Origin of the sequence: Paenibacillus sp. (genome assembly GCF_048976745.1) — a bacterium.
Lineage (GTDB): Bacteria > Bacillota > Bacilli > Paenibacillales > Paenibacillaceae > Paenibacillus.
The window spans coordinates 954,208-977,494 of record NZ_JBHGUU010000006.1 but is presented as its reverse complement, the minus strand read 5'-3'; the positions used below and the strand labels follow the sequence as shown (position 1 = coordinate 977,494).

20 protein-coding genes and 1 pseudogene are annotated in these 23,287 nt (G+C 42.4%); 8 read left to right on the top strand and 13 right to left on the bottom strand.

What is annotated here, in order from left to right:
- Positions 1-13: 13 nt before the first annotated feature.
- On the bottom strand, positions 14-964 hold the full coding sequence (locus ACE3K2_RS11025; protein WP_421891158.1) for an ABC transporter permease: 951 nt from the start codon (positions 962-964) through the stop codon (positions 14-16).
- A gap of 250 nt (positions 965-1,214) precedes the next feature.
- Between ACE3K2_RS11025 and ACE3K2_RS11020 the strand changes: the two genes are divergently transcribed.
- Positions 1,215-2,936, top strand: a complete 1,722-nt coding sequence (locus ACE3K2_RS11020) for a sensor histidine kinase (RefSeq protein ID WP_421889737.1) — start codon at positions 1,215-1,217, stop codon at positions 2,934-2,936.
- Entirely contained in the window at positions 2,924-4,273 is a 1,350-nt protein-coding gene (locus ACE3K2_RS11015; RefSeq protein ID WP_421889735.1) for a response regulator transcription factor, read from the top strand. The genes ACE3K2_RS11020 and ACE3K2_RS11015 overlap by 13 nt, the downstream gene beginning before the upstream one ends.
- 105 nt (positions 4,274-4,378) lie before the next feature.
- On the opposite strand, the gene ACE3K2_RS11010 is transcribed toward ACE3K2_RS11015, so the two are convergent.
- The 7 genes from ACE3K2_RS11010 to ACE3K2_RS10980 all read right to left on the bottom strand — a co-directional run bounded on the left by ACE3K2_RS11010 (position 4,379) and on the right by ACE3K2_RS10980 (position 11,271).
- On the bottom strand, positions 4,379-4,825 hold the full coding sequence (locus tag ACE3K2_RS11010; protein ID WP_421889733.1) for a GNAT family N-acetyltransferase: 447 nt from the start codon (positions 4,823-4,825) through the stop codon (positions 4,379-4,381).
- 183 nt (positions 4,826-5,008) lie between these two features.
- Complete coding sequence (locus ACE3K2_RS11005) at positions 5,009-5,863, bottom strand: AraC family transcriptional regulator (protein ID WP_421889731.1); 855 nt, start codon at positions 5,861-5,863, stop codon at positions 5,009-5,011.
- A 105-nt stretch (positions 5,864-5,968) separates the two neighbouring features.
- Positions 5,969-7,090: a DNA polymerase III subunit beta gene (gene dnaN, locus ACE3K2_RS11000; protein ID WP_421889729.1), complete on the bottom strand. Its 1,122-nt coding sequence runs from the start codon at positions 7,088-7,090 to the stop codon at positions 5,969-5,971.
- Positions 7,091-7,118: 28 nt separating this feature from the next.
- Complete coding sequence (locus ACE3K2_RS10995) at positions 7,119-7,211, bottom strand: hypothetical protein (protein WP_421891155.1); 93 nt, start codon at positions 7,209-7,211, stop codon at positions 7,119-7,121.
- 712 nt (positions 7,212-7,923) lie between these two features.
- On the bottom strand, positions 7,924-8,814 hold the full coding sequence (locus ACE3K2_RS10990; RefSeq protein ID WP_421889727.1) for a phosphotransferase family protein: 891 nt from the start codon (positions 8,812-8,814) through the stop codon (positions 7,924-7,926).
- 579 nt (positions 8,815-9,393) lie between these two features.
- Positions 9,394-10,134 carry a type I methionyl aminopeptidase gene (map, locus tag ACE3K2_RS10985; RefSeq protein WP_421889725.1) on the bottom strand — a complete coding sequence of 247 codons (741 nt, stop codon included), beginning with the start codon at positions 10,132-10,134 and terminating at the stop codon, positions 9,394-9,396.
- A 174-nt stretch (positions 10,135-10,308) separates the two neighbouring features.
- Positions 10,309-11,271: a helix-turn-helix transcriptional regulator gene (locus ACE3K2_RS10980; protein WP_421889723.1), complete on the bottom strand. Its 963-nt coding sequence runs from the start codon at positions 11,269-11,271 to the stop codon at positions 10,309-10,311.
- Positions 11,272-11,401: 130 nt separating this feature from the next.
- Here ACE3K2_RS10980 and ACE3K2_RS10975 point away from each other — a divergent pair, with 130 nt between their 5' ends.
- Complete coding sequence (locus tag ACE3K2_RS10975; protein WP_421889721.1) at positions 11,402-12,460, top strand: GerAB/ArcD/ProY family transporter; 1,059 nt, start codon at positions 11,402-11,404, stop codon at positions 12,458-12,460.
- A gap of 224 nt (positions 12,461-12,684) precedes the next feature.
- On the opposite strand, the gene ACE3K2_RS10970 is transcribed toward ACE3K2_RS10975, so the two are convergent.
- The gene (locus tag ACE3K2_RS10970) at positions 12,685-13,953 is read right to left on the bottom strand and encodes a cytosine deaminase (protein ID WP_421889719.1); all 1,269 of its coding nucleotides are present in this window, start codon (positions 13,951-13,953) and stop codon (positions 12,685-12,687) included.
- Positions 13,922-15,199 (bottom strand): cytosine permease, encoded by a 1,278-nt coding sequence (gene codB, locus ACE3K2_RS10965; RefSeq protein ID WP_421889717.1) that lies wholly within the window; start codon positions 15,197-15,199, stop codon positions 13,922-13,924. The genes ACE3K2_RS10970 and codB overlap by 32 nt, the downstream gene beginning before the upstream one ends.
- Before the next feature lie 500 nt (positions 15,200-15,699).
- Between codB and ACE3K2_RS10960 the strand changes: the two genes are divergently transcribed.
- From ACE3K2_RS10960 to ACE3K2_RS10945, 4 genes and pseudogenes are all read left to right on the top strand, one after another.
- On the top strand, positions 15,700-16,653 hold the full coding sequence (locus ACE3K2_RS10960; RefSeq protein ID WP_421889715.1) for an ABC transporter substrate-binding protein: 954 nt from the start codon (positions 15,700-15,702) through the stop codon (positions 16,651-16,653).
- A gap of 172 nt (positions 16,654-16,825) precedes the next feature.
- Positions 16,826-17,476, top strand: a complete 651-nt coding sequence (locus ACE3K2_RS10955; protein ID WP_421889713.1) for a hypothetical protein — start codon at positions 16,826-16,828, stop codon at positions 17,474-17,476.
- 9 nt (positions 17,477-17,485) lie between these two features.
- Positions 17,486-17,668 (top strand): annotated as a pseudogene (locus ACE3K2_RS10950) (helix-turn-helix domain-containing protein); the annotation flags it as partial.
- Positions 17,669-17,680: 12 nt separating this feature from the next.
- A complete protein-coding gene (locus tag ACE3K2_RS10945; protein ID WP_421891152.1) occupies positions 17,681-18,559 on the top strand; it encodes an ABC transporter substrate-binding protein in 879 nt (292 codons plus the stop codon).
- A gap of 369 nt (positions 18,560-18,928) precedes the next feature.
- Here the strand turns inward: ACE3K2_RS10945 and ACE3K2_RS10940 are convergent, their stop codons facing one another.
- Positions 18,929-19,963 (bottom strand): ketopantoate reductase family protein, encoded by a 1,035-nt coding sequence (locus ACE3K2_RS10940; RefSeq protein ID WP_421889711.1) that lies wholly within the window; start codon positions 19,961-19,963, stop codon positions 18,929-18,931.
- 14 nt (positions 19,964-19,977) lie between these two features.
- The gene (locus tag ACE3K2_RS10935; protein ID WP_421889709.1) at positions 19,978-20,724 is read right to left on the bottom strand and encodes an acetoacetate decarboxylase; all 747 of its coding nucleotides are present in this window, start codon (positions 20,722-20,724) and stop codon (positions 19,978-19,980) included.
- A gap of 151 nt (positions 20,725-20,875) precedes the next feature.
- On the opposite strand from ACE3K2_RS10935, the gene ACE3K2_RS10930 reads away from it, so the two are divergent.
- Positions 20,876-21,763 (top strand): LysR family transcriptional regulator, encoded by an 888-nt coding sequence (locus ACE3K2_RS10930; RefSeq protein ID WP_421889707.1) that lies wholly within the window; start codon positions 20,876-20,878, stop codon positions 21,761-21,763.
- Between the two features lie 97 nt (positions 21,764-21,860).
- Here ACE3K2_RS10930 and ACE3K2_RS10925 read toward each other — a convergent pair whose 3' ends face one another.
- The gene (locus tag ACE3K2_RS10925) at positions 21,861-23,267 is read right to left on the bottom strand and encodes a glycoside hydrolase family 4 (protein WP_421889705.1); all 1,407 of its coding nucleotides are present in this window, start codon (positions 23,265-23,267) and stop codon (positions 21,861-21,863) included.
- Positions 23,268-23,287 lie beyond the last annotated feature (20 nt).

Genomic DNA, 23,287 nt, shown 5'->3' with positions numbered 1-23,287 from the left:
CTCTCCCTCCTTGTTAAAATATTTTATAATTGGCATATTTATAGGCCAGCCTGTAGGAGACAACGATCAAGATCAAGCTAATCCCCGATTTGAACAGTCCTACAGCGGTCCCGAAGCCATATTGTCCGTTTAACAAGGATGAACGGTAGACATAGGTATCAATGATATCTCCTGTACTGTAGACAAGCGGATTGTACAGATTGAAGACCTGATCAAAGCCCGCATCAAGAATATTGCCCAGACTCAGCGTAGAAATGACGATAATCATGGGCAACATGCTGGGCAAGGTGACGTATCGAATTTGCTGCCGGCGTGTGGCCCCATCGATCTCGGCCGCTTCGTAATAGGAAGGATTAATTCCCGCAATGGTCGCCAGATAAACAATCATACCGAAGCCAAAGCTCTTCCACACATCGCTAATGACAACCGTGAATCGAAACAGATCAGGATCACCCAAGAAGTAAATGGGATCGTTCCCGAAAATTCGGGTCAAGATGTGATTGATGCCTCCGTCTAATCCGAGAATGTCAATCATCAACCCTGCCACAGTAACCCAGGACAAGAAATGTGGCAGATACACCAGTGTCTGAACACTTTTCTTAATGCCCATATGTCGGATCTCGCTCAGCAGAATAGCCATGACAATCGGAACGATGATGCCAACGATTATTTTGGAAACGGCGATAATCAGCGTATTAACGATCGCTTGTGTAGCTTCTTTGTACTGGAAAATTCGTTCGAAGTTGTCTAACCCGATCCACCGTGAACCTGTGATGCCCAGCCATGGTTTGTAATCCTGAAATGCCATGAGCAAACCTACCATAGGGCCATAAGAAAAGACGCAGACAAACACAAAAGCGGGAATACACAGGACGTACAAAGGCCAGCTTTTCTTGATTTCCTTTCTGAATGAAGTCCGCTGGGAAAGCTTTGGTTTTGTTTTTTTTGCGGATCTGGCGGGCACAATCTCGTTAATGTTGCATACCTCCTCTATGATGGATTTTCGAAAGCGATCCTTGAAGATAAGCTTAACAAAAGCACTTTCACTCCAAAATGCCAAAATTTCAAGATCATGACCCCGTCCTGAAGCATTTTAAAAACGCTTACATTTATCATCGCTGCTGCTCTTCCGCTTTTGGAAGGTTTGGCTTATATTAAAGTTAATCCGATCTGGAGTTTGAACTTCTACGTTTGGCGATATGAAAGGAAACACTATGATCCGAAAAATGTATATGAAACGATTCATCTATTTCTTTGTTTTTTTTCTGTTGCTGACATTAAGTTTGTTTTTCGTAATGAACCGCTTGAGCTCCAAGACACTTGAAGAAAACTTGATAGGCGCTTCCAAGAACCAGCTTGATTATGTGACAGGTATTCTGGACGGGATTGTATACGAGGCCAATATGTACGGGGTTCAGTATGCAGCTGACAGTGATGTCCGGTTCTATCAGAGGCATGTTATTGAGGAGAGCAATTACGATTCCCAAATGAAGAAAAACGATATCGTTGATCGCTTGCGGCAAACGCTCCTATCCAGTCGATCGATTGAATCAATCGGCATTTACTGGAAATCCGAAGAAACGTTTCTGTCCACCAACAGTACGCCTGAGGCGAGACTTCCGTTCAAGGAGGTTCATGAGCGGGGATGGAAAATTGTAGGCAATAGCTTGTATTACTTCGCCCTCTACCCTTACATTCAAAAATTGGGACAACCTGAACCGACTCAGTACATCGTTGGTGTAAAGTTGAAAACCGATTATTTGAAAAATCTGCTGAAAAAGGCTGTGAACAATGACAGTTCAGACGCTTTTTTTTGGTTTAATCCCCAGCAGCTATGGAGTGAAAAAGAAGTTGATAATGATCTTTTGAAAGCGGTTACCGATATGCTTTCTCCACAGCCGGAGGTCACTTTAAAATATGATTATCACACCAATTCGGACGATTACTATGTTCTTTCCCGATATATCGAATCAATTGACGCCTACCTGATTACATATACACAGACGAATGATTTCCTGCAACCGCTTGACCGTAACCGTAAAGTGTTTTTTGCCAGCATTTTAGCTGTTTTCACGCTTGGTTTGGTTGTGATCTTTACGTTTTACCGGAACTATTACCGTAATATTCGTTTGTTGGAGAGGAAATTTTCACAGGTCGAACAAGGCAATCACAACACCCGTATTACCGAAAATACGGATAGAGAGTTTTACAGCTTGTTCAGGAGTTTTAATCATATGGTTACCGAGATCCAGGATCTCTTCGTATCCTTGAAAACCGAAACGGAACTAAGACGAAGTGCGGAACTTCAACAACTCCAAGCTCAGATTAATCCTCATTTTTTGTACAACAGTTTGTTTTTCATCATGTCGGTGGCTCAGTTTTCACCTGATTCTGTCATGCGCATGAGCAAACATCTGGCTGAATATTATCGTTATTTAACCAAGTTGGACCAGCATGAAGTCACGCTGGAAAGCGAGCTTCAGTTTGCGGAACATTTCCTGATTATTATGGCTCTCAGCAAAAAAATGGAGTACAGCATTGATCTGCCGCCAGAACTGTGCTCCCTTCCCCTGATGCCACTGATTATCCAGCCCGTGGTGGAAAATGCGATTCAACATGGAATTGAAGGACAACAAGGGGCCCATCGGGTGACAATTGATGTCAAACAAACAGAGGATGAGCTAACGATCAAGGTCTCCGATGACGGAAAAGGTCTTTCGCTGGAGGATATCCGCAGCCTGGAGGCTCGACTTGAGAGTGATGCCCCGCCTGAAGGAATTAAAGGCGTAGGGCTCTGGAATGTCAATCGACGTCTGAAAAATACGTACGGCGAACGTAGCGGGTTACATTTTACAAGCAATGATTGGGGCGGCTTGTCCGTCCTGCTGTTTATCAGCATTCCCGAAGTGAAAGGAGATAACGAATGCGATTATTAATTGTGGATGACGGACATTATGTGGTGGAGTATATGAAACACTTGCTTGATTGGAATACCTTCGGTATTGATCAGATCGAGACGATGACCAACTCGATTGAAGCAAGAGACATGTTGACTCAAAACCACATCGATATTCTGATCACTGACATCCGTATGCCCGAGGTCTCTGGTATTGATCTGCTTCAACATATCCACCAACATAACTTATCAACCAAAGTCATCATCCTTTCAGGCTACTCCGAGTTCGAATATGCGCAACAAGGAATCCGTCTAGGTGCGCTCGACTACCTGCTCAAACCTGTCGACAAAGATGATGTGGAGAAAGCCATGTCGAAAGCCATCAGTAATATTACAAAGACACGGCCCGCTCAATCGATCGCATGGGAGAACTTCGATGGATTGGCGTTTCTGCTATCGCTGCTTGGTCATAACGAGACATTAAGTAAGGAATATGAGGGTTATGCTGCATTTTTAAGAGGGCGTCGTTTTTGCTGTCTCAAGCTGGAGAGTTTCTCACAAGAACATGAGAGCGTTATAAAACATGCTGTCGGGGACAACTTGGATCGTCTCGTATGGGTTGCGGGTACCCGACTGTTCGCTCTTGTTCCGGAAGAAACTGCCGGGGAACTGACTATCGAACTGGGGGAAGTGGTCTTGTCTCTTCCATTTTTGATGACTGATCGAAACGTGACCCGACAGGTGTTCTACAGCTTCTTCCTTAAAGAGGACGTATACTCTGAAGACTTCATACGCACATTTAACCATTCTTCATCATGTGGTGATTGGGAGTCAGCCGGAAATATCCTTAAAAAATATGATCAAATCTGTCTCCGCAAGCAAAAAGTAATTTTTCTCATGGAGACCATTCGATATGTATATCTAACGGAGCAGGATCGCGATACCTCTGAAACCGTGGATTGGATATTCAACCAGTTACGGCATCCTGATGAACTATCGTCAACTCTCATGGATCGGGTCAGTCGGATCAGAAATAACAAACAGATGTCCATTCAAACCATCGTTGACAAAGTGCAAACCTATATCGAAGAGCATCTGTCACATGGCCTCAGCCTGGATGAACTGGGGAAAGTTGCACATCTTCATCCCGTCTATTTTTCCAAACTGTTTAAACAGGAGACAGGCGAAAATGTGTCAAACTACATTTCCAGGAAGAGGTTGGAGAAAGCTTCTCAACTGCTTCAAGATTCGGAACTCCGTGTAGCCGATATAGCACAGATGGTTGGTTACCGGAAAAATCAATATTTTATCCAGTTGTTCAAAGTGGAATACGGAGTTACACCCTACCAGTACCGCAGAAATATGATCCATCAATGACTTTGGTTGCATATGTTACATAAAATGGTATGTTCAATGCACTACCGAAAAAGCCCAACTTCCTACTCTTGTGTTTACAGAGTGAGTTGGGTCTTTTTAGTGCTATTAATGGGTTAGATCGATCACCTTATCAAAGCAATATGAATCTCTGTCATAGCCGTTATGCTTATAAAAAGCATGGGCGTTGGTTCGCTTCATTCCGCTACATAAAATAATACTTGATATTCCCCGTTCTTTAGCATAATTTTCAGTCTGTCTTAGTAGTTTTGTACCTATCCCTCTATTCTGCAGCTCCCTTTTAACAGCAAGCGCTTGAATATGTAGATAACCTATTGGAACTCCTACAGATAATGACTGTACAATAGTTACAAAACCGACGACTTCATTATCTATTAGTGCGACAAATGTTTTGTAATTCCCGGCTTTATTCATCTCTTCCATAGTCACTCGGAAGTTTGCATCATTAACATTACGAATTTCAAGTACATCATTCCATAAAAAAACAACTTCAGCATAATCATCGGATATAATTTCTCTTATTTTAATATTCATACTAAACCCCCTCAAGATAAATAATCGGACAATCTCCCCTATACACTATTGGTGATAAGGTTCACCGCGCTGTCTGTAACGGCAAGTTATAGGGCCATCCTTTGTGGGGATGACCTTATATTATAATCTTATTTTTTCAGTTGTCATCTTCGTTAACTCCTGCATTCGAATCCTATAAAAGAGTTATTTTTTCTTCACGGGTATCCAGATTTCTCCTGAACCATTCCCATGTCGTGCCATTCCATAATACATTTCGAATGTAGGCCCCTCAACCTGTTCGTATTCAGATGTCGGAAACCACTCAGAATAGATTCGTTGCCATAATTTCTGCATATCACTCTGCGGCTCCGGGAAAACTGCCCACGTTAATGTTGGGACAGCAAGTTTGGTGAATCTCTCCGGAATTTCAAGCCCCTTAGGTACATGATAACAGATCATGTATTTGAAAGATTCTTTCGTGTGATCATAAAGGGCGGCATGTAACATGGTATCACCAAAACGTCCCAGTAGGTCATTCATATGATCAACGCTGCCATCCTCATCACATTTTATACGGAATTCAGGTACTTCAGCGAACGCTGTTTTCTGGTCTGCATTGATAATTCCATATACTCCAAACATCTCAAAAGAATCTCTTTGCTCAATGCGGTAATTCATTTCGACATCCCCTTTTATTGAAATATGAAAGGACATTCGAGGATAGGCTTTTAGCGAAACGCCTGTATCACGAGCAGATGTAGGCATAATACCATGGAGATTTTTAAAGGCTCGTGCAAACGCCTCTGGCGAATCATATCCATATTTCATAGCTACATCAATAACCTTTATGCTTGTTGTCTGCAATTCAAATGCCGCCAATGTCAACCGTCGACGTCGAATGTACTCCGATAATGATACGCCAGTAATAAATGGAAACATTCTTTGAAAATGATAGGTAGAGCATAAGGCTCGCTGTGCTATTTCATCAAATGAAATCGTATTCGCTAGATTTGTTTCGATATATTCCATGGCGCCATTCATTCTGTCCAACCAATCCATCGTATTCCCTCCCTTCAAGGTCATTTTATGGGAAATAATTAATGAATACCTTGCAATTTCTGTACCAAAAAGTCAGTTGAAAGCTTGCTCTATTTATGACAGGGTTCACCGGGTCATCACTGGAGTAATCAAGAACAAACTAGACATGAGCGAATCATCTGGAAGTACAACGACGGGGCTGGTTTTCCCTGCGTATCTTATTCGTACACTCGCGCTATCCATGTTTCGAATTATATCGAAAAAGAACTTCCCATTAAGGGATATCATAAATTCTTCCCCACACATCTCTACTATTGGAATTTCATTCTGAATATCTCCAACATCGGCTGTTTTGGACAATAGTTTTAATGTGTCTGCATTAGCTACTAGTCTGATCACATGTGCACTGGCCATTACAGTTGCACATTCAACCGCTTTCAACAAAAATGCTTTATCAACAGCGATTTCACTCAAATAAGATTGAGGGATTACATTCTTTATAGATGGGAACGTTCCTTCAATAAGAGCCGACTCCACTTTCAATCCATTTGTCATGAATTTAACTCGATTGTTACTCACTTCAATTTCAGTCGTTTCATCTGCTTTGTTTAACATTTTCGATAATTCATAGAGATTTTTCGCTGGAATAATAGCGTTCACACTGTTTTTGGTAGCATCTTCCAAATGCAAGGCGCGGTATGCAAGCCGCACTCCGTCTGTAGCAATAAGGTTTAGACAATCATTACGGCATTCCAACGAAACTCCTGTTAATATGGGGCTGGTCTCGGAAGTTGATGCTACGAGCGCTAGCTGTTTAATAGTCGAACGAAATAGGGAAGTATTCATGCGTATTTTAATAAGAGGGAATGCCTCTCCATGATCCATGGAAGGGAACTCTGAAGGGTCCATTCCGCATAAACGTAATCGAGAGTGACCTGATACAATCGCAAGAATCAATGGGTCTTTAATTTCAAGTATAATCTTGTCATCATCAAATTTACGAATAATATCGTGAAAATGTCGCGAAGGTATAACGATAGCCCCTGTTCTATTTACAGTCACAGAAACACCATCTTGGGCAACCAAATACTGTATCGTCATACTTGTATTACTTGCCCTAAAGGTAACGCCATCTGCACCTGCTTGAATATGTATTCCTTGAAGAATAGGTATCGAACTATTTGCTACTGCCTTTATCACACATTGTATGGCATTCATAAGAGAATCTTTTGTTATCTCTACCAGCAAAGACCTCACCTACCTCAATTAAAAAAAATTATTTTGAATAGAAGGACTCAATCATGTTACGTATAGCCTCCGAACGAGAAAGTTTATGCTCCGTGCAATGGTTTTCGATTTTTTCCCACATGTCCTCTGTTAGAGTCAAAGATATTTTTTTGGTCACACCTATACTCTTTCTCCCGGAACCTTCTCGTAGACCACCTCTCGAAAAGACAAAACCTAACTGGCCTTCTTTATTAGCGACACCTACTTTTATCTTATTGTTCAATATACTACCGCTCCTTCATTTGATTTAGGTAACCTGATTCAAAACGATCTCTTCTCATCTTATCATAGCTCAATATAGATTTACAATATTTTCAAACCGATCAGTGCCGTGAATTTCAACTAAAAAGATGTCCGTTCTAACTTTGTGCTGATTCACTTATTCCTATGACAAAAAAGAAGCCACTCCGACAAAGGAGTGGTTCTTTTTAGAGGTAAAACTTTCAATTCATTTATTAGCCACAATTGTAAATTCCCATGGAATGTTCTCATTTCCCCAACCACGATGCTCTTCAAATTTCTTTATATTAAAGCCAGCTGTAATAACCGAATTTATTATTTCGCTAAGGGTATACAGCCTAACTGAAACATCTGAAAAGTCCTGTTGTTCATCTTGATTAAAATAATGTTTATATGCTACATCGCCATTATGTAATTCTTCGTCAAAGTAGTTTGGTTGGATTGGGTATTCGATTTGAGAATTAGAGGAAACGAAACATCTTCTTTAAGTAATGAGAACAGTAGCGAAATGAATTTTTCAATGTCATTGAAATAGTGTAAAATTCCGCCTTCTATTATTCCATTCTGAAACCCACCGAATTCCTTAGAATAAGAATATTCTCTTGAAGGAACGCATGATTTTTTTCAATGCCTCTATTTTTACACCAAACAACTGCGCTGAAGGCATCGTACAAATCGTAAAATGGCAGCACTCTTTCCAGATCCAACATAGGTCGAATCGATTCATATCCTTTAATGTACGGGATTTTTGTTCTCGGATTGACTTTCCAGATATATCGATTAACTTTTGTGAAATCTATTTCCGAAGAACCACTACGAGCGCTCTCGAAATCAATAATGCCAGCAACCTCGTTACCATTCACCAATATATTACCTGGTCTAAAATCCATGTGAACAATGCACGGTCCATCAGGATGCGGTAAAGCAGAGAAAACGCCGTCAAAGTGATGAATACATCTCTCAACCAATTCAGAGTCGAGGATTTCTTTACAGGGTTCTTTCCACTTTTCAAAATTACTTTTGATATGTAATCTCCAATTATTTTGCTCAAGTTGCTTAAAACCATCGGTTACATGGTAACCATACCCGTGGGCTTTAACCTCATGGAGCATCGCATGATACACGCCAATCTGAAAAGAAAGTTTCTCATCGATCTCTCCTGTACAAGGCATACCTTGAATTGCTGAAAGGAGCAACGCGCCAACAGCACTTTCATCCCCGTACCAAATGTCCAATACTTTAGGAACAGGTATTACACCCTTTAATAGTTCAAGCATCTGAAATTCACGGAATAGTTTATCCTTATTAAATGGGATTTTCACAAACACGTTTTCTCCACTGACAAGAGTAAGTCTGTATACATCAGAACTAAATGACTCAGGAACATCTTCGATATGTAAGACATTTAACTTTAGTTTTTCTATAACTTTTAGGATGGTATTCATATATGGCCTCCTGTTTTGGAGAATACATGGATCTAAGCATATTATTCTTACCCACAATTATTGCTCTTTTCCTTTAAAAAACATCTTGCCAACCATAAGTCCCATAGCAGATGAACAGATCAGATATCCAAAGAACAAAAAAAGTAAATAAACACCATGAAGATCTGCGGGAATCTGTTTCAAGCCTTCAAACCAAACAAAACGAAAAGGATAAAAAATAAGTACCCAAATGATCAGCAAACAAAGAAGAAAATTAATTATTTTTAGCACAATAACGATCCTTTCAAGTCTGAGTGGAAAAAGTTGAATGTACATGTTTCATTCATTTTTCATTTCGCATCACCTCGCCACTGCCCGCACGATAATAGTAAGCTATGTATTAGAGTTGCTATGTTGAATCTATAAAACTACAAAATTATAACAGGAAACTTTAGGGACATTTCTTATTCTTCATCAGATCTAAATATACGTTAAATCCTTCCATAATTTCAACATAAATTAATAAGCAGACGTTCCGATCTGCTATACGTCAAAATAATACAAAAAGCCGCTAATTTAGCGACTTTCAAGTTGAACTCATTATAGTGTAACAATGATTGGACCATTTTTAGTAAGAATAATTGTATGTTCGATTTGAGCTACATAGCTGTTGTTAGTAACAAAGGTCCAGCCATCTCCCGTTTGGACTACTTCTTCTTCTGAAGTGGAGATAAATGGCTCGAATGCGATAACCATGCCCTCTTTTAACAATTCATCATCCGATGGATCATTATAATTATAGATGTGGTCAGGTGCTTCGTGTATTCCACGTCCAACACCATGTCCTGTAAGGTTTTTAATAACCGTTAATTCATGCTGTCTGGCAGTTTGGAATACAGCTTTTCCGATTCCGCTTTTTTTGGAGCCTGGTTTTGCTTTTTTAAGACCTGCTTCAAATGCCAGTTTAACAACGTCGCATATTTTCGTTAACACTTCTGCACCTTCGCCTACGACAAAGGAGATTCCAGTATCTGCAAAATAACTGTTCTTGGAGCCGGACACATCAATATTGACAATGTCCCCTTCTTGAATAACCCGCTCTCCCGGAATACCGTGTGCCACTTCTTCATTAACACTAATACAAGTAAATCCCGGGAAATTATATTCACTTTTTGGAGCAGAAACTGCGCCAGCTTTCTCAAAAAGCTCTCCTGCCAAATCATCAAGTTCTTTAGTGGTTATGCCTGGGATGGTTTTTTGAACCAATTCATCTCTAATAGAAGCTACAATTTTCCCAATTTCCTTTAAGCCATTAAAATCTTCCTCTGTTCTTGCGATCATTTTTTCTACCTCACTATCTTTTATCATCAATTGGTTACATAAGTATTATATTTGATTGAACATTAGATAATCATATCCAAACCAGCAAAGCTTCGCAACTTTTTTTCAAGCTCACAGTTCAAATTCCGATGAGTTCAAACAGTTTTGTTTTTAGAATAACATGCATGATCGTAATTAAAGTTGATAGTATTCCATTAACTCAGACACAACAGCAAAAAGTCTGTCCTTCACACGCTGTGGTTCGATGACTTGAATGGATTTCCCGTAAGATAGGAGAAAATAAGGGACATATGTATGCATTGATTCTTCATCAAATAAAAAGATGGCTTGATTGGAAGTCCTTTCTTTCAAATAATGGCCCATAAACCAATGCAGTCCCAAGTCATCCAATGCCTCTGAACTGCCTTCGATAACTAAGGAAATTAACCCCTCTTTACCCACTACATCAGGTAACAAATTTTGCATAAATAATTCACGGGCTGAAAAAGCTTCCGAACGCTTAAAGCGGAGCAAAGTAGGCTTGATTCGTAGAATACGATCTACCCGAAAGCTGCGGAATTCGTTTCTCAGGTGGCAAAACGCCATAGTATACCATTTATTATTCCAGTAAACCATTCCATGGGGGTCTACTATTCTATTCTTGGGTTGTTTTTCCCCGCTGGTACGATAATCAATTTCGACAGAGCATTCGTTAGCCACTGCTTGTTCCAATTCCGTCAAGATCGGCTGAACGGAAGGGTCTACCATGCGATTAATAACATTAAACCCGGCTAAATGACGATGAAGTGTGTTTTCCTGCTCCTGATTTGAATACATTTTCAACTTGGATGTTGCATTGTCCAATGCCTGACTTAAAGGGTATCCAGCTTCTTTTGCAAATACAGCAGCTTGGAGAAGTGCCTTTTTTTCATCCATATCAAATAACAGAGGTGCTTTAATATGCTGATTCAGCAAGCTATATCCGCCATTATGACCTGTATCGGAAATGATCGGTACTCCACTGGCACATAACGCATCAATATATCGATATACGGTTCTTATATTGATTTCTAACTTTTCGGACATTTGTTTTGCAGTTATTCTGGCGCCTGAATTCAGCATCCATAGAATAGCTAACATATTATCGTTCTTTGGCATAACCTACATCCTCATCTTCAAATCGTTATTGGCTATCACTACATTATATCAGTACAGAATATTTTACATAAAACAACTGTCTTAGGCGATACTACCTAGAAATATATTCTCCGGTTTGGAGCGAAGACCAATGAAGCAATCCACATCTAATATTAATACCTCCGAAGTTATTATTGTAGTTATCAATTCAATACTCGGAGCTGGAATTCTAACACTCCCTCGCACAATTAGTAAAGCAGTAGGAACACCAGATGTGTGGATTTCTGTCATTTTATCAGGATTAATTGTAACCACAATCAGCATTCTCCTTGTAACCTTGTGTCGTAGATTCCCCGGTAAAACGGTATTCGAGTTTCTACCTGAAATCACAGGTCAATGGATTTCATATCTGTTGGGACTTGTCATTATTGTATATTTTGTTGTTCTTTGTTCATTTGAAGTCAGAGTTATGGCTGAAATTACAAGCATGTACATTCTTGAGCGCACACCTACTTGGGTAACCATCATGGTCAGTTTGTGGATTGGTATTTATATGTTAACGGGTGGTCTTAAGGTCATCATCCGGGTCTTTTCAATCGTGTTGCCCGTTACGCTTGTGTTGCTAGCTCTGGTTTTCCTTTTAAGCAGCAAGATGTTTGAACTTAACAACCTCAGACCACTCCTAGGCGATGGATTCATGCCTGTGTTGAAGGGTCTTAAACCTTCGTGTCTTTCCTATTCTGGATATGAAGTTTTACTCATCATCACAGCTTACATGGTGGACGTACAATCCAGCAACAAAGCTGCTATATACAGCATCCTTAGTTGTACGATGATATATTTGGTCACGATTGTCACAGTTGTAGGGAATTTGTCTTTACCCGGCATTCAAACACGGATGTGGCCTACGTTTGATATGGTTCGAAGTTTTGAGATTGAGGGATTTCTTTTTGAACGTTATGAATCACTGTTTATCGTGTTTTGGCTAATGCAAATTTTCGCAACCTATGCCTTTAAGCACTATTTTGCATCCATTGGTATTCGAGATTTGTTTCGTCTCAAAAATATAACCGGAATACAATTTGCGATGTTACCCGTGCTGTATTTGGTTGCTTACTTGCCTAAAAACCTGGAGGAAACGTTAGCTTTGGGTGATTTTCTCGGTAATTTGTCCATTTTTTATTTGGCTTGTTACCACTGTTGCTGTTGATTCTTAGCTTTGTTCGTAAAAAAGGCGGGAAGCAAGCTACTAGTGGAGCCCTTAAGGTAGGTTGAATGTTGGATTGGTGCTCAGGAGCACCTTTTTATTCTGACTCCAGTAACATAATGCATTGCGTAGTCAGTTAAAAAACAAAAAAAGCCGCTAAAATAGCGACTTTTAATGGAAATATACATTACATCCTTTACATCCAGACAGCAACAGACTGATATCTATTATTTATTAAAAGTGACCTTCTCTGATCCACCCTCCAAAATGATGGAAGTGTCCCGCGGCTTCGATTCCGCGATTTTACGGCCGCCTCTGAAGGAATAAAGTACGCCAGCTTGTTTGCGAACAGCCTCATATTCGTTCTCTGCTTCAAGTACGATGAAGTTGGCAGGTTTGCCTTCTTCAATACCGTATACATCCTCGATGTGTAACGTTCTTGCGCTGTTTTTGGTAATAAGGTCGATCGAATTCACGATTTGGTCATAACCAAGCAACTGCGATGCATGAATACCCATATGCAGCACTTGCAACATGTTGCCTGTGCCGAGCGGATACCACGGATCGAAGATGTCATCATGACCGAAGCATACATTCAGACCTGCTTCCTGCAACTCTTTGACACGCGTCAGTCCTCTTCTCTTCGGATAGGTGTCGAAGCGCCCTTGCAGGTGAATGTTGACCAGCGGATTCGAGACAAAGTTCAAATCAGCCATCTTCAGCAAACGGAACAACTTGTACGTATAAGCGTCATTATAGGAGCCCATCGCCGTTGTGTGACTTGCTGTTGTGCGTGAACCCAATCCGCGTTCGTAGGCTTCCTTGGCAACCACTTCTACGAAACGGGATTGCTCGTCATCGATCTCATCGCAATGGATATCGATGAGACGATCGTATTTTTCAGCCAGATCAAAGGCAACTTTCATAGAATCAACACCGTATTCCCGGGTAAATTCGAAGTGTGGAATGCCACCGACCACGTCAACGCCCATTTTCAGTGACTCTTCCAGCAATTCTGCTCCGTTTGGATAAGAATGAATGCCCTCCTGTGGGAAAGCAACAAGCTGAATGTCCATATATGGGGCCATTTCTTCTTTGACTTCAAGCATCGCTTTAACCGCGATCAAGCTTGGATCAGTAACGTCCACATGTGTTCGTACATGCTGGATGCCCTGTGCCAATTGCCACTTGAGTGCGGTTTTGGAGCGTGTTTTCACATCCTCAAGCGTCAGGGATACCTTGCGCTCTGACCAGCGTTGGATGCCTTCGAACAGTGTACCGCTTAGATTCCACTCCGGCTCACCAGCTGTGAGCGTTGTATCGAGATGAATATGTGGTTCAATGAACGGTGGCAGCACAAGCGATCCGTTGACATCGAGAGTTTCCTCATTTTCGTTCACTTCCAGCGATGGCGTGATTCGTTCGAATTTCCCGTCTTGCACAACGATATTCCATAGTCCTTCTTTACCCCGCAATTTTGCGTTCTGTATAATCATTTATTTTCCCCATTTCTTTGGATTCTTTGGCAGGAACGATTAGCATCAAGATGATATAGGCCACTGCTGTACCAAGCAGTGCATTCAGTGGTGTTACGCCAGGAGCCAGTTGGGCGAATGCCACACCGATGGCCCAAGCGGCCATGGCTACCCAGTTTACATTTTTGAAAGACATGTCAGCAAATGGCTTATAGTTTCTACGTTTTACAATGAAGTAATCTGCGATAATAATAGCCCCGATGGATGGTACCGCCGCACCCAGTACGTTCAGGAAACTGACAAAGTTGTTGTACATCCACATGGCGAATACGGTACCAACGATGCCGTTTACGATGACGAAGAATTTCTTCGAAATTTTGGTGATGTTGGCAAAACCAAGACCAGAAGCGTAGAGCGCATTATCGTTGGTCGTCCAGATATTCAGGCCAAGAACGATGATCGCCGGAATGATCAATCCTTGCAGGAACATGACCTCCGAGATATCGGCCAGGTTATAAGCCATGGCACCAACTGCACCGAACAGAAACATGAGTGAGTTACCCAGGAAGAATGCAATAACTGTTGCCGTAACCGCTTGTTTGGATGTCCGGGAAAACCGGGCAAAATCGGGTGTCAGTGTTCCGCCACTGATGAATGATCCGATACAGATCGTCAATGCCGCCGCCGCGGTTAGTGACTGTGTTGGCGTGTATTCAAGCAACCCTTGCAGACCTCCCAGTGAACCTGCACCTTCGAACATGGAGTAACCACCGAGAATGGCAATCGCAGGAACTGCGATATAACCAAGAATGACGAGTGACTTCATACCAAAGATAGCTGATGCCGTCATGGCAAGTCCAAACACGATGATCAACAGGTATACGTTCCAATCCATCGCTTTGGCGACTGGAATCGCAAACATGGCTACGCCGACTCCGAACCATCCGACCTGTGTAAAACCTAGCAGGAACGAAGGCAGATACGACCCTTTTGCACCGAATGCATATTTAGCGAGCAAATGTGTGGACAGGCCCGTTTTGGCAGCGATATGTGCCAGTGCCCCTGTATAGATACCGAGCACCAGATTGCCTGCAAGCACGATGCCAATGAACTCCATAAACGTCAAGCTGACGCCTAATGTCCCTCCTGCCAACATGCTTGCTGAGAAAAATGTGAAACCAAGCATCACGGATAACGTCTTCCAAAAATGGTTTCTTTGCGCCTTCGGCACGGCTTGCCATGAAAACTCTTGATCTTGTTTGCTCATCAGAATACCCCCAAAGTTAAAGTGTATCTGATACCAAAAAAAGCAGAAAAAAGAGGCTACTCATCAGGTTTTACACTGACAAGTAGCCTCTTCTTGCATCATAACCCGCGCGAAGACACAGAGCATCCCATGACGGAATATGCCCTGATTCTCGCGTGATTATGAAATCCGCTGCCCTTGCCAGCCTCTCTGGACTGAATTAAAGGTACCAGTATTCAATTACATACTATTATTTTGGAAAAAGTTACAGTTGTCAATGTCATTATTATCCAAAGGTTATTAATCCCTTATACAGCAAGTTTTTTTGGTCATGGCTACCCCAATGACAGCGCACCTGTAGATTAAAATAACGCAACGAACAAATAGATGTACGCACGCATTGACATTTGTACAAATAAATTCACTGCGTTTTTTTCATTGTAAGCCCTGGAAATGGCACCTATAATACAATGTAATTGATAATGGTTATCAATGAGAAAAAGAGAACTCAGGGGGAAACAATGATGAACAGTACTATGAGGAAACACCTTTTCACTTGGGGAGCATGCTTCCTGCTTCTATCCGTCCTTGCAGCATGCAGCCGTTCGGAAAGCGCCTTTTCAGACGAACCTGTAAAGCCCAGCGAGCAAACGACAAAAAGCTATACAACCCAAACAAATGAAGTGATTGAAATACCGACTCACCCCCAAAGGGTTATCTACCTTGGTTCAGCACTTGGAGATCTGCTGGCAATGGATATCCCCGTTGTTGGAGCCAATCTGATTCATGCTTCCGAAAGCTACATTGAAGACCGTTTAGAGAGTATGGAGGATGTCGGGAACCCGGGTGATTTGGAGACAATAACGGCTTTGCAGCCTGACTTGATTTTGAATGGTTATACGCAAGACGCTGATCGGAACGCCGCTTTTTCGAAGATTGCGCCAACCATTCCGTTCAACTCGGCGTTACCATTTACAGAACGCGTACATGAGTTGGGTAACATTTTTGGCAAACAAAACGAAGCAGAGCAATGGATCAGCAGATTTGATACAAAAGCGGAAGCGATGTGGGACAAGCTGAACGTGGCAGAAGGCGAAACAGCGACTATCTTCTTGCAATTGGGTAAACAGCTCTATGTGATGGGGAATCGTTCCCTGGGTGTAGTCTTGTATCAAGAACACGGATTTGCAATTCCGCCAGCTATTCAGCATAACATTATCGACAAGAACCTAACATTCGTTGAACTTTCGGAAGAACTACTGCCGAAATATGCAGGAGATCATCTCTTTGTCCTTACGTTGGATAACGACGAAAGCCGCGCTGAATCGGATCGCTTGTTACAGAGTACTTTGTGGAAAACGTTACCTGCCGTTCAGCAAGGACGCGTCTATACAGCATCTGCCGATTGGAATACGGACAGCCTGCTGGCACTGGAGCAATTGCTTGATGAGTTACCGAAATGGATGAATCGATAATAACGCTTGATTACGTCAAAAATCCTCCAAACCCTCTGGGTTAGGGAGGATTTTTTTGATTTTGTAAACGTGATCTGCTTGTAATAAGCTTTGCAGCAAAACATCCTCTAACGTGTAAAATGTGATAAACTAGTAATTGAGAATTATTATCATTAGATCGGAGTGCTTCCGAATGCAAATGGCTTCCCTATACATCCAACTGCTGCAGCATGATCTGTTTCGTCTCCAGCTCCCACCGCTGCAGGAGACCAATCATCATAATTCATCAAACAAGAGCAAGGATACCAATGAATATACACTGCTTATTGCTCTGAATCATGGAATTCGGCTGTTAACAAACCACATTTCCCAAGATCTGAGCCAAGGCAGTTGTATCCTGCTCCCAACTCAGCAATCTTACATTCTTCAAACGACAAAAGAGCAAGCGGATGTAGCACGGTTTACATTTCTCGCCTTTCAAGTAGATAAGTCGAATCTGCTCCCATCCTGCCCTCCTCTTATGCTGGGCTTACCATACAGGCTGGCTCTTTCAACTATAAAACTTGCGTTGGCTGGCGAGGACTGGTTTTCTCCGTCTCCTTTGCAATCAAACAAGCAAAATCGGTTGCACGAGAAACACACGCCTGCGCATCATTCAAAATTAGCAGTTACTCAGGCTCGGCTGCAACTGATACTTGGCCTGATGAATCAGCTTGAAAACGTTCCTACCCCGATGCAAAATGATCAAGCGGTACAGCGTACAGTCAGCTATATGGAGCAGCACTACAACGAAGATCTGACCGTAGAGTTTCTGGCCGAAATGGCTGGGATGGTTCGATGGTAATATAGCAAATTGTTTAAGGTGATGACTGGCAAAAAGCCGACGGACTATCTCGCAGAACTTAGGGTCCGGCAAGCTAAAAGGCTACTGTCCAGTTCTACCGAGACCTTGCGTGAAATATCCCGACAAGTCGGTTTTAAGGATGAGTATTATTTTAATCGGCGCTTTCATCAGCTTACAGGACACCCCCCACGGGAATATGCCAATATGCTAAGACGTACCAGGCAAAGAACGATCACCGATTCCCTCGGCAGGCAGATTTCCCTCCCTGATGCGGCTATGCGTATCGTGGCCACAGGTACCAATACCCTTGGCGAGTTGCTTACGATCGGTATCCGCCCAGTCGGCGCGGGTATAACTACAATGAAATCACAAGTCATATATCGAAACAAACTGCAGCACATGCCGGACATTGGACTGCAAGGCTCACCGGAGCAAGTCTCCTTACTCAAGCCCGATCTTATACTGCTTGGCAACTATAGTGAGCAGCAGTTACCTCAATTGGACGCCATTGCGCCTACGATCGTCTATCGCGAAGCAACCAGCACTTTTGAGCGTCTTCGTTATATTGCAGATCTGTTCGGTCGAAGCAGAGCGGCCGAGAAATGGATCGACCGCTATGAGGAGAGTGTCAGGGGGATACGGCGTCAATTGGCAGATGATTATATTGCAGGAGAACGAGCGACAGTCTATCTGGTGCTGGGTAAGAACATATATGTTATGGGACAGACGGGATTTGCTGCTACTGTATATGAATCACTCGGCTTTCGCCCAACCGAATCCGTATATCAACTGATCATTAATGGCAGACCTTGGATACATATCAATGTGGATAAAATCAGTCAATACGCTGGGGACCGAAACTTCGTGATGGTACCTCAGGAGGAGATGAATGTAAACATCTCTTCTCCACTTCAAAGTTTGATTGGAATGTTGTCACCCAGTAGTGTACATAATTTACATATCGTAGAAGCTGTGTGGAATTACGATGATCCCCTTACCAGGGAGAGGTTATTGACAGTCCTTCCCTCTATTTTTGCTAAGGATAGACTAGCTTTTGTACCAGCAATTGATAATAAACCGTGAAGAACCTCTCTATCCCGTACTGAAAGTCCGACTAGGTTTACCAATACAAGAAGCAGGGATGACCCACATGTCATAAATATGACGAAGGACATCCCTAATTTATGTGATTGTGTTCTAAGAAACCTGACACACGCTATTCACTCCCATTGGGCTAGTTTCGAGATCTAACGAATCACAGAGACGTTATTCTGTTGATTTGGCCAAGTTTTTTAGGTGTAGATACCCTTTTATGACGCAATAGTGTTACTCAGGTTCGTTAAAACTTGTATACGTTGATAATGAGCCATTTAAGATGCGGTAGATTCGTTAGCGCTTAAAGGAAAGGGGCAATTCCCATGGAAAATGCCCCTTCAGTGTCAATATATGAATTTATTTATGTGTACTTAATAGTTCTTCAAAAGCTTTTATATTCATATCAAACTGAGGAAGCGTTTTTGTTTCTTCAGCAGTTTTGACCAGTTTTACAACTAAATCATTGTAAGGTGTCGCAATTCCGGTACCTTCTGCTTTGCTTGAAACAACTCCGTTAATATAATCAATTTCCGTTTTGCGATTCTTCTCCAGATCTTGAAGCATGCTCGCTTTGAGCAGTCTGGAGGGCTCCATCACATAACGTAATGTTTTCACCCGTTCAGGGATATCATCTTCGTTGTTCAGTTCAAGTGAGGCGATGTCGAATCCATTCATTTTAACCAATGTGACTCCATTGGCGCGAGCAACTTTAATCGTTTCGTCCGCAATATGAGCTGCACTCACAATGCCAGCTTCATGATCAATAATGTCCCCGTATTCCCCATTCAAGGCAGCGGATAATCCACTGAATGCATTGTTGATCAGCAATTTGGACCATTTGGTTCCAACCAGATTATCAGAAATATGTGTTCCACCCACAAGGTCCAACACCGATTTCACGCGTTGAATTCGTTCGGTCATTTCACCATTTAATTCACCAATTTGAAAAGCATACTGCTTAAATTGATTGTACTCGGTAGTGAGACTGGATACACCTGGTTCGATAAATGTAGCGCCAAACTCAACGGAGCCTGCAACGACGCGATTTTCACCCACGATGGACGCCACTTTTTCTTCCGGAATCCCGTTCTGCAGAGAACACACGATACTGTCTTCGTTCAAGAATGGAAGTAATTCCTGAAGAACGGAATCATTATATAGTTGTTTGGTTAAAAGTAAAACCAGGTCATATTGTCCTGATTTCTGCTCAGGCGTAATGGCTTTTACTTTGGCCTGAAACTCTGTGGTACCCGTTACTTTGGCACCCGTTTGATTCAAAGCTTCGACATGCTCCTGATATGCATCAATTAACTCAACGTCCACTCCACCATCCGCTAGGTATGCACCTACGATGGTTCCCAAAGATCCTGCTCCTACAATGGCAATTCTCATTTTATTGTTCCTCCTTATTTCTCTTCCAGGTAGTTGTATACAGGTTGTGCAGCGTTTAAAGTTAGGTTGGTCAGGATATGAGAAGCGGACACAACCTCCAACACAGGCAGATCTGCAAGAGGGGCCAATGCGTGTTCGAACAGTTGAAGCCGCGCAGGTCCTGTCCACGCTTCCTTCACTTCGATGTCCGTAATCTGAGTTCGGATCAGATCACATATTCTTAAATTCCCGGTATAGTCGGTAGCAATCTTAATCATAAAATTAGGACGGCATATTTCGCGTTTGGCGAGCTCCTTGTCCATCTCCACATGTTTATAGCCCATCGTTGCCGTGGCTACACGTAACGTTCCATAATCAAGTGTGCCGACAAGTGTATCTGAATCGGTATACAACTTGGGTGCACCGAGCTTTTTCGGGTAGGCGGTGAGTTCTCGACCACTTGCAATCGCGGGGAAATTGTCTACATACATCGAATGCACATAATCGCCTTCCTCCCCATTGAATTGCACAGGGATAACTTGTCCAGCTTCAGTATAGGCACCCAATCCAGAAACATCCGGCATCCACATTACTTCGAATTTAACCAATGGTTCAGTAATTTCGAGAGGTTCTGGTACGGCTGCCCGCAACGCTTTTTCATCGGTTCGGTAAATAATATTCAAGTATTCACGATTCACGAATTTGTACGGTGGCATTGGGTATGCCGGAGCCGTTAGGGGTGTATTCAGATTTTTAGCTATGTCATTCACATCGATTTTCATCAAAGACACCTACCTTATCCATTAAATTAAGTTTTGGTATTTAAAATTTGAACTGTATCTCATAAAAAAATTCTACATCAATATTTAAATTTAATATAATACATAATAAGTACTATATATATTTATCAGAATAAATAAGGAGTGTATCTGAATGGAGTTGCTTCAGCTCAAATATTTTCAGACCGTCGCTTACACCGAACATATCTCCAAGGCAGCTGCACAATTGAATATTGCTCAGCCCTCCCTAAGCTTGACGATCAAACGACTTGAGGATGAACTGGGTACCCCCTTATTTCATAGAAGAGGACGTAACATTCAATTGAACTCCTCAGGTGAGATTCTATTGAAGCACGTAAACCGGATTTTTATCGAAATTGAAAATGCAGAGATGGAGATTAAAGCGGAGGAACAGCAACTATCCAATACAATCCGGATCTCCATTACGAATACCCGATTTCTCACGGGCCTCATAAGTGACTACATCAACGGTTCCCCCGAAACCAAGCTTCATCAAGGCATTGGGACACGCAGTGAAATTATTACAGGTTTGAAGAAAGGGGATATACATCTGGGCATTACGGGGCATCCAATTCAGGATGAGGAGATTGAGAGTGTTGTCCTTGTCGAAGAGGATATTGTTCTGGTTGTGCCAACGAATCATCCATACGGCGGAGAAACAAATATCTCATTAGGTGTTGTTGCAGATGAGCCCTTTATTTCTCTTGCAGATAATAAGGAGTACAGCCGGTTTACCACCATGCTCTGTGAAAAGGCAGGTTTCCTGCCTAATCTTGCATTTGAAGTGGATTCCCATACCCTGCTCGAAATTATCAGGTTGGATCAGGGTGTTGCATTACTTCCTATATCCGTATGTCGAACACTCGGGTTAAGTTATGTAAAAATTGCTGATGATTCAGCGATATATCCAATTAGCCTATCCTGGGTCAAACAAAAATGGTTATCTCCGTCAGCTATTGCATTTCGTGATTTTATTACTTCGTACTATGCAGACAATGCGGTCTTGTATAAAGTGGAATAGAGTCTCCTAACAAATGAAAGATGAAAAACGACAAAAAAACAAAGACTGCGTTATTCCCTTGGAAGGAACCGACGTGGTCTTTGTTTTATATCTGCTCTTAGCTGTATTGCAGTCTATCCTCGTACCAAACGTCCGGAATCATCTCACGCTCCAGTTCCAACAATTCGTGGATGATTTTGTCTGCATCACTAATGGAATTCACGAGTGGGTCGGTGAGCATTGCCCTTCTCAGTTTCTCGTAGCTCTGTTCCAGCACAGCTTCGACCGTAAGCTCATGGGTATCCAGTACAAGCTCCTGCATCCCTCTTATCCCACGCGGCATCTCGCCTACATGCAGTGGTTTCACTCCGTCCATATCTACATCGCACAGTAGTTCCAGGAACGAATCGGGATTCATATTGGTTACTGCACCTTGATTGAGTGTATTGATGAAGAATTTTTTGCCCAAGTTCCCCACCATATTTTCAATGATATCGGTCGCGTGATCCGGTCCGAAGGTGCTCATGTAGTCAGCAATCGGGATATTCCCGGCAAGAAAGTCATCCACCTGATGCCACATTTCATCGTGACGCTCATACCTGTCCTCTGTCTCCCAGATCGATAATGGCGGGATGGTGTCCGCAGTTTTGCCGAGACCCTGCCAATACCGAACGTATTCCTTTGTATGCGCCGTACAAGTGGGAATGATTCCGAAAATATCATACAGTTCATAAGTAATCGCATCGTTAAAAAGAGCTTTTGCGCCACGATCACCGCCGTTGTTCTCATCACCTGCCAGTTTGCGCATGGCTTCTGCGATCGTGGGCATCACATTTTCACCTTCATACTCGGCTTTGAGCAGCCAAGTGAAATGATTAACGCCAGCAATACGGAAATCGAATTTTTGATTGATCTCTTCGGTGAACTCGCTATTGTCTCCAATGATCCCGGCTCGTACGGCATAATAGGCTTTTTTATGCGGCATATGATGACTGTCGCACAGCGCAAAAGATTTAAGCTTCGGTGCATAACGATGTAATGCAATGCCGTGAACGGTAGACGGGTTAATATAATTGATCACCCACGCATCAGGACACAGTTCCTCAATGTCTTTGGCACATTCCATAATAACGGGCAGTTCCCGCATCGCGCGAAAGATTCCGCCCGGGCCAATCGTATCGCCAGAACACATGCGAATTCCGTACTTTAGAGAAACCTGGCAGTCGATGCCCCGATATTTCACCGATTCTTCCGCAAAGCTGAGCACAACAAAGTCGGCTCCCGGAAGCACCTGTCTTTGATCTACCGAGCCCTCAATTTTTAAGGACACGTTGTTCTCCCGAGCGACCTTCTCCGCCAGTGTTACCATTTTCGAGAGACGTTCCTCGTCCGTATCCACCAAAGCCAGCGTTCCCTGATTCAAATATGGGGAGTGAACCATCTGCCAGATGGACTGACGACCAAAAAACAGGCTTCCTGCTCCAATAACAACTACCTTTGGATGCTGTGTGCTTGTAACCTTCAACCATAACCCCTCCTCGTAAC

Excerpts from the sequence above, each read along its gene's own strand:
- ACE3K2_RS11020 (WP_421889737.1), top strand. The coding sequence starts at position 1,215 with ATGATCCGAAAAATGTATATGAAACGATTCATCTATTTCTTTGTTTTT.
- ACE3K2_RS11015 (WP_421889735.1), top strand. The coding sequence starts at position 2,924 with ATGCGATTATTAATTGTGGATGACGGACATTATGTGGTGGAGTATATG.
- ACE3K2_RS11010 (WP_421889733.1), bottom strand. The coding sequence starts at position 4,825 with ATGAATATTAAAATAAGAGAAATTATATCCGATGATTATGCTGAAGTT.
- ACE3K2_RS11005 (WP_421889731.1), bottom strand. The coding sequence starts at position 5,863 with ATGGATTGGTTGGACAGAATGAATGGCGCCATGGAATATATCGAAACA.
- ACE3K2_RS10995 (WP_421891155.1), bottom strand. The coding sequence starts at position 7,211 with ATGTGGGAAAAAATCGAAAACCATTGCACGGAGCATAAACTTTCTCGT.
- ACE3K2_RS10990 (WP_421889727.1), bottom strand. The coding sequence starts at position 8,814 with ATGAATACCATCCTAAAAGTTATAGAAAAACTAAAGTTAAATGTCTTA.
- map (WP_421889725.1), bottom strand. The coding sequence starts at position 10,134 with ATGATCGCAAGAACAGAGGAAGATTTTAATGGCTTAAAGGAAATTGGG.
- ACE3K2_RS10980 (WP_421889723.1), bottom strand. The coding sequence starts at position 11,271 with ATGCCAAAGAACGATAATATGTTAGCTATTCTATGGATGCTGAATTCA.
- ACE3K2_RS10975 (WP_421889721.1), top strand. The coding sequence starts at position 11,402 with ATGAAGCAATCCACATCTAATATTAATACCTCCGAAGTTATTATTGTA.
- ACE3K2_RS10970 (WP_421889719.1), bottom strand. The coding sequence starts at position 13,953 with ATGATTATACAGAACGCAAAATTGCGGGGTAAAGAAGGACTATGGAAT.
- codB (WP_421889717.1), bottom strand. The coding sequence starts at position 15,199 with ATGAGCAAACAAGATCAAGAGTTTTCATGGCAAGCCGTGCCGAAGGCG.
- ACE3K2_RS10960 (WP_421889715.1), top strand. The coding sequence starts at position 15,700 with ATGATGAACAGTACTATGAGGAAACACCTTTTCACTTGGGGAGCATGC.
- ACE3K2_RS10955 (WP_421889713.1), top strand. The coding sequence starts at position 16,826 with ATGCAAATGGCTTCCCTATACATCCAACTGCTGCAGCATGATCTGTTT.
- ACE3K2_RS10945 (WP_421891152.1), top strand. The coding sequence starts at position 17,681 with ATGCTAAGACGTACCAGGCAAAGAACGATCACCGATTCCCTCGGCAGG.
- ACE3K2_RS10940 (WP_421889711.1), bottom strand. The coding sequence starts at position 19,963 with ATGAGAATTGCCATTGTAGGAGCAGGATCTTTGGGAACCATCGTAGGT.
- ACE3K2_RS10935 (WP_421889709.1), bottom strand. The coding sequence starts at position 20,724 with ATGAAAATCGATGTGAATGACATAGCTAAAAATCTGAATACACCCCTA.
- ACE3K2_RS10930 (WP_421889707.1), top strand. The coding sequence starts at position 20,876 with ATGGAGTTGCTTCAGCTCAAATATTTTCAGACCGTCGCTTACACCGAA.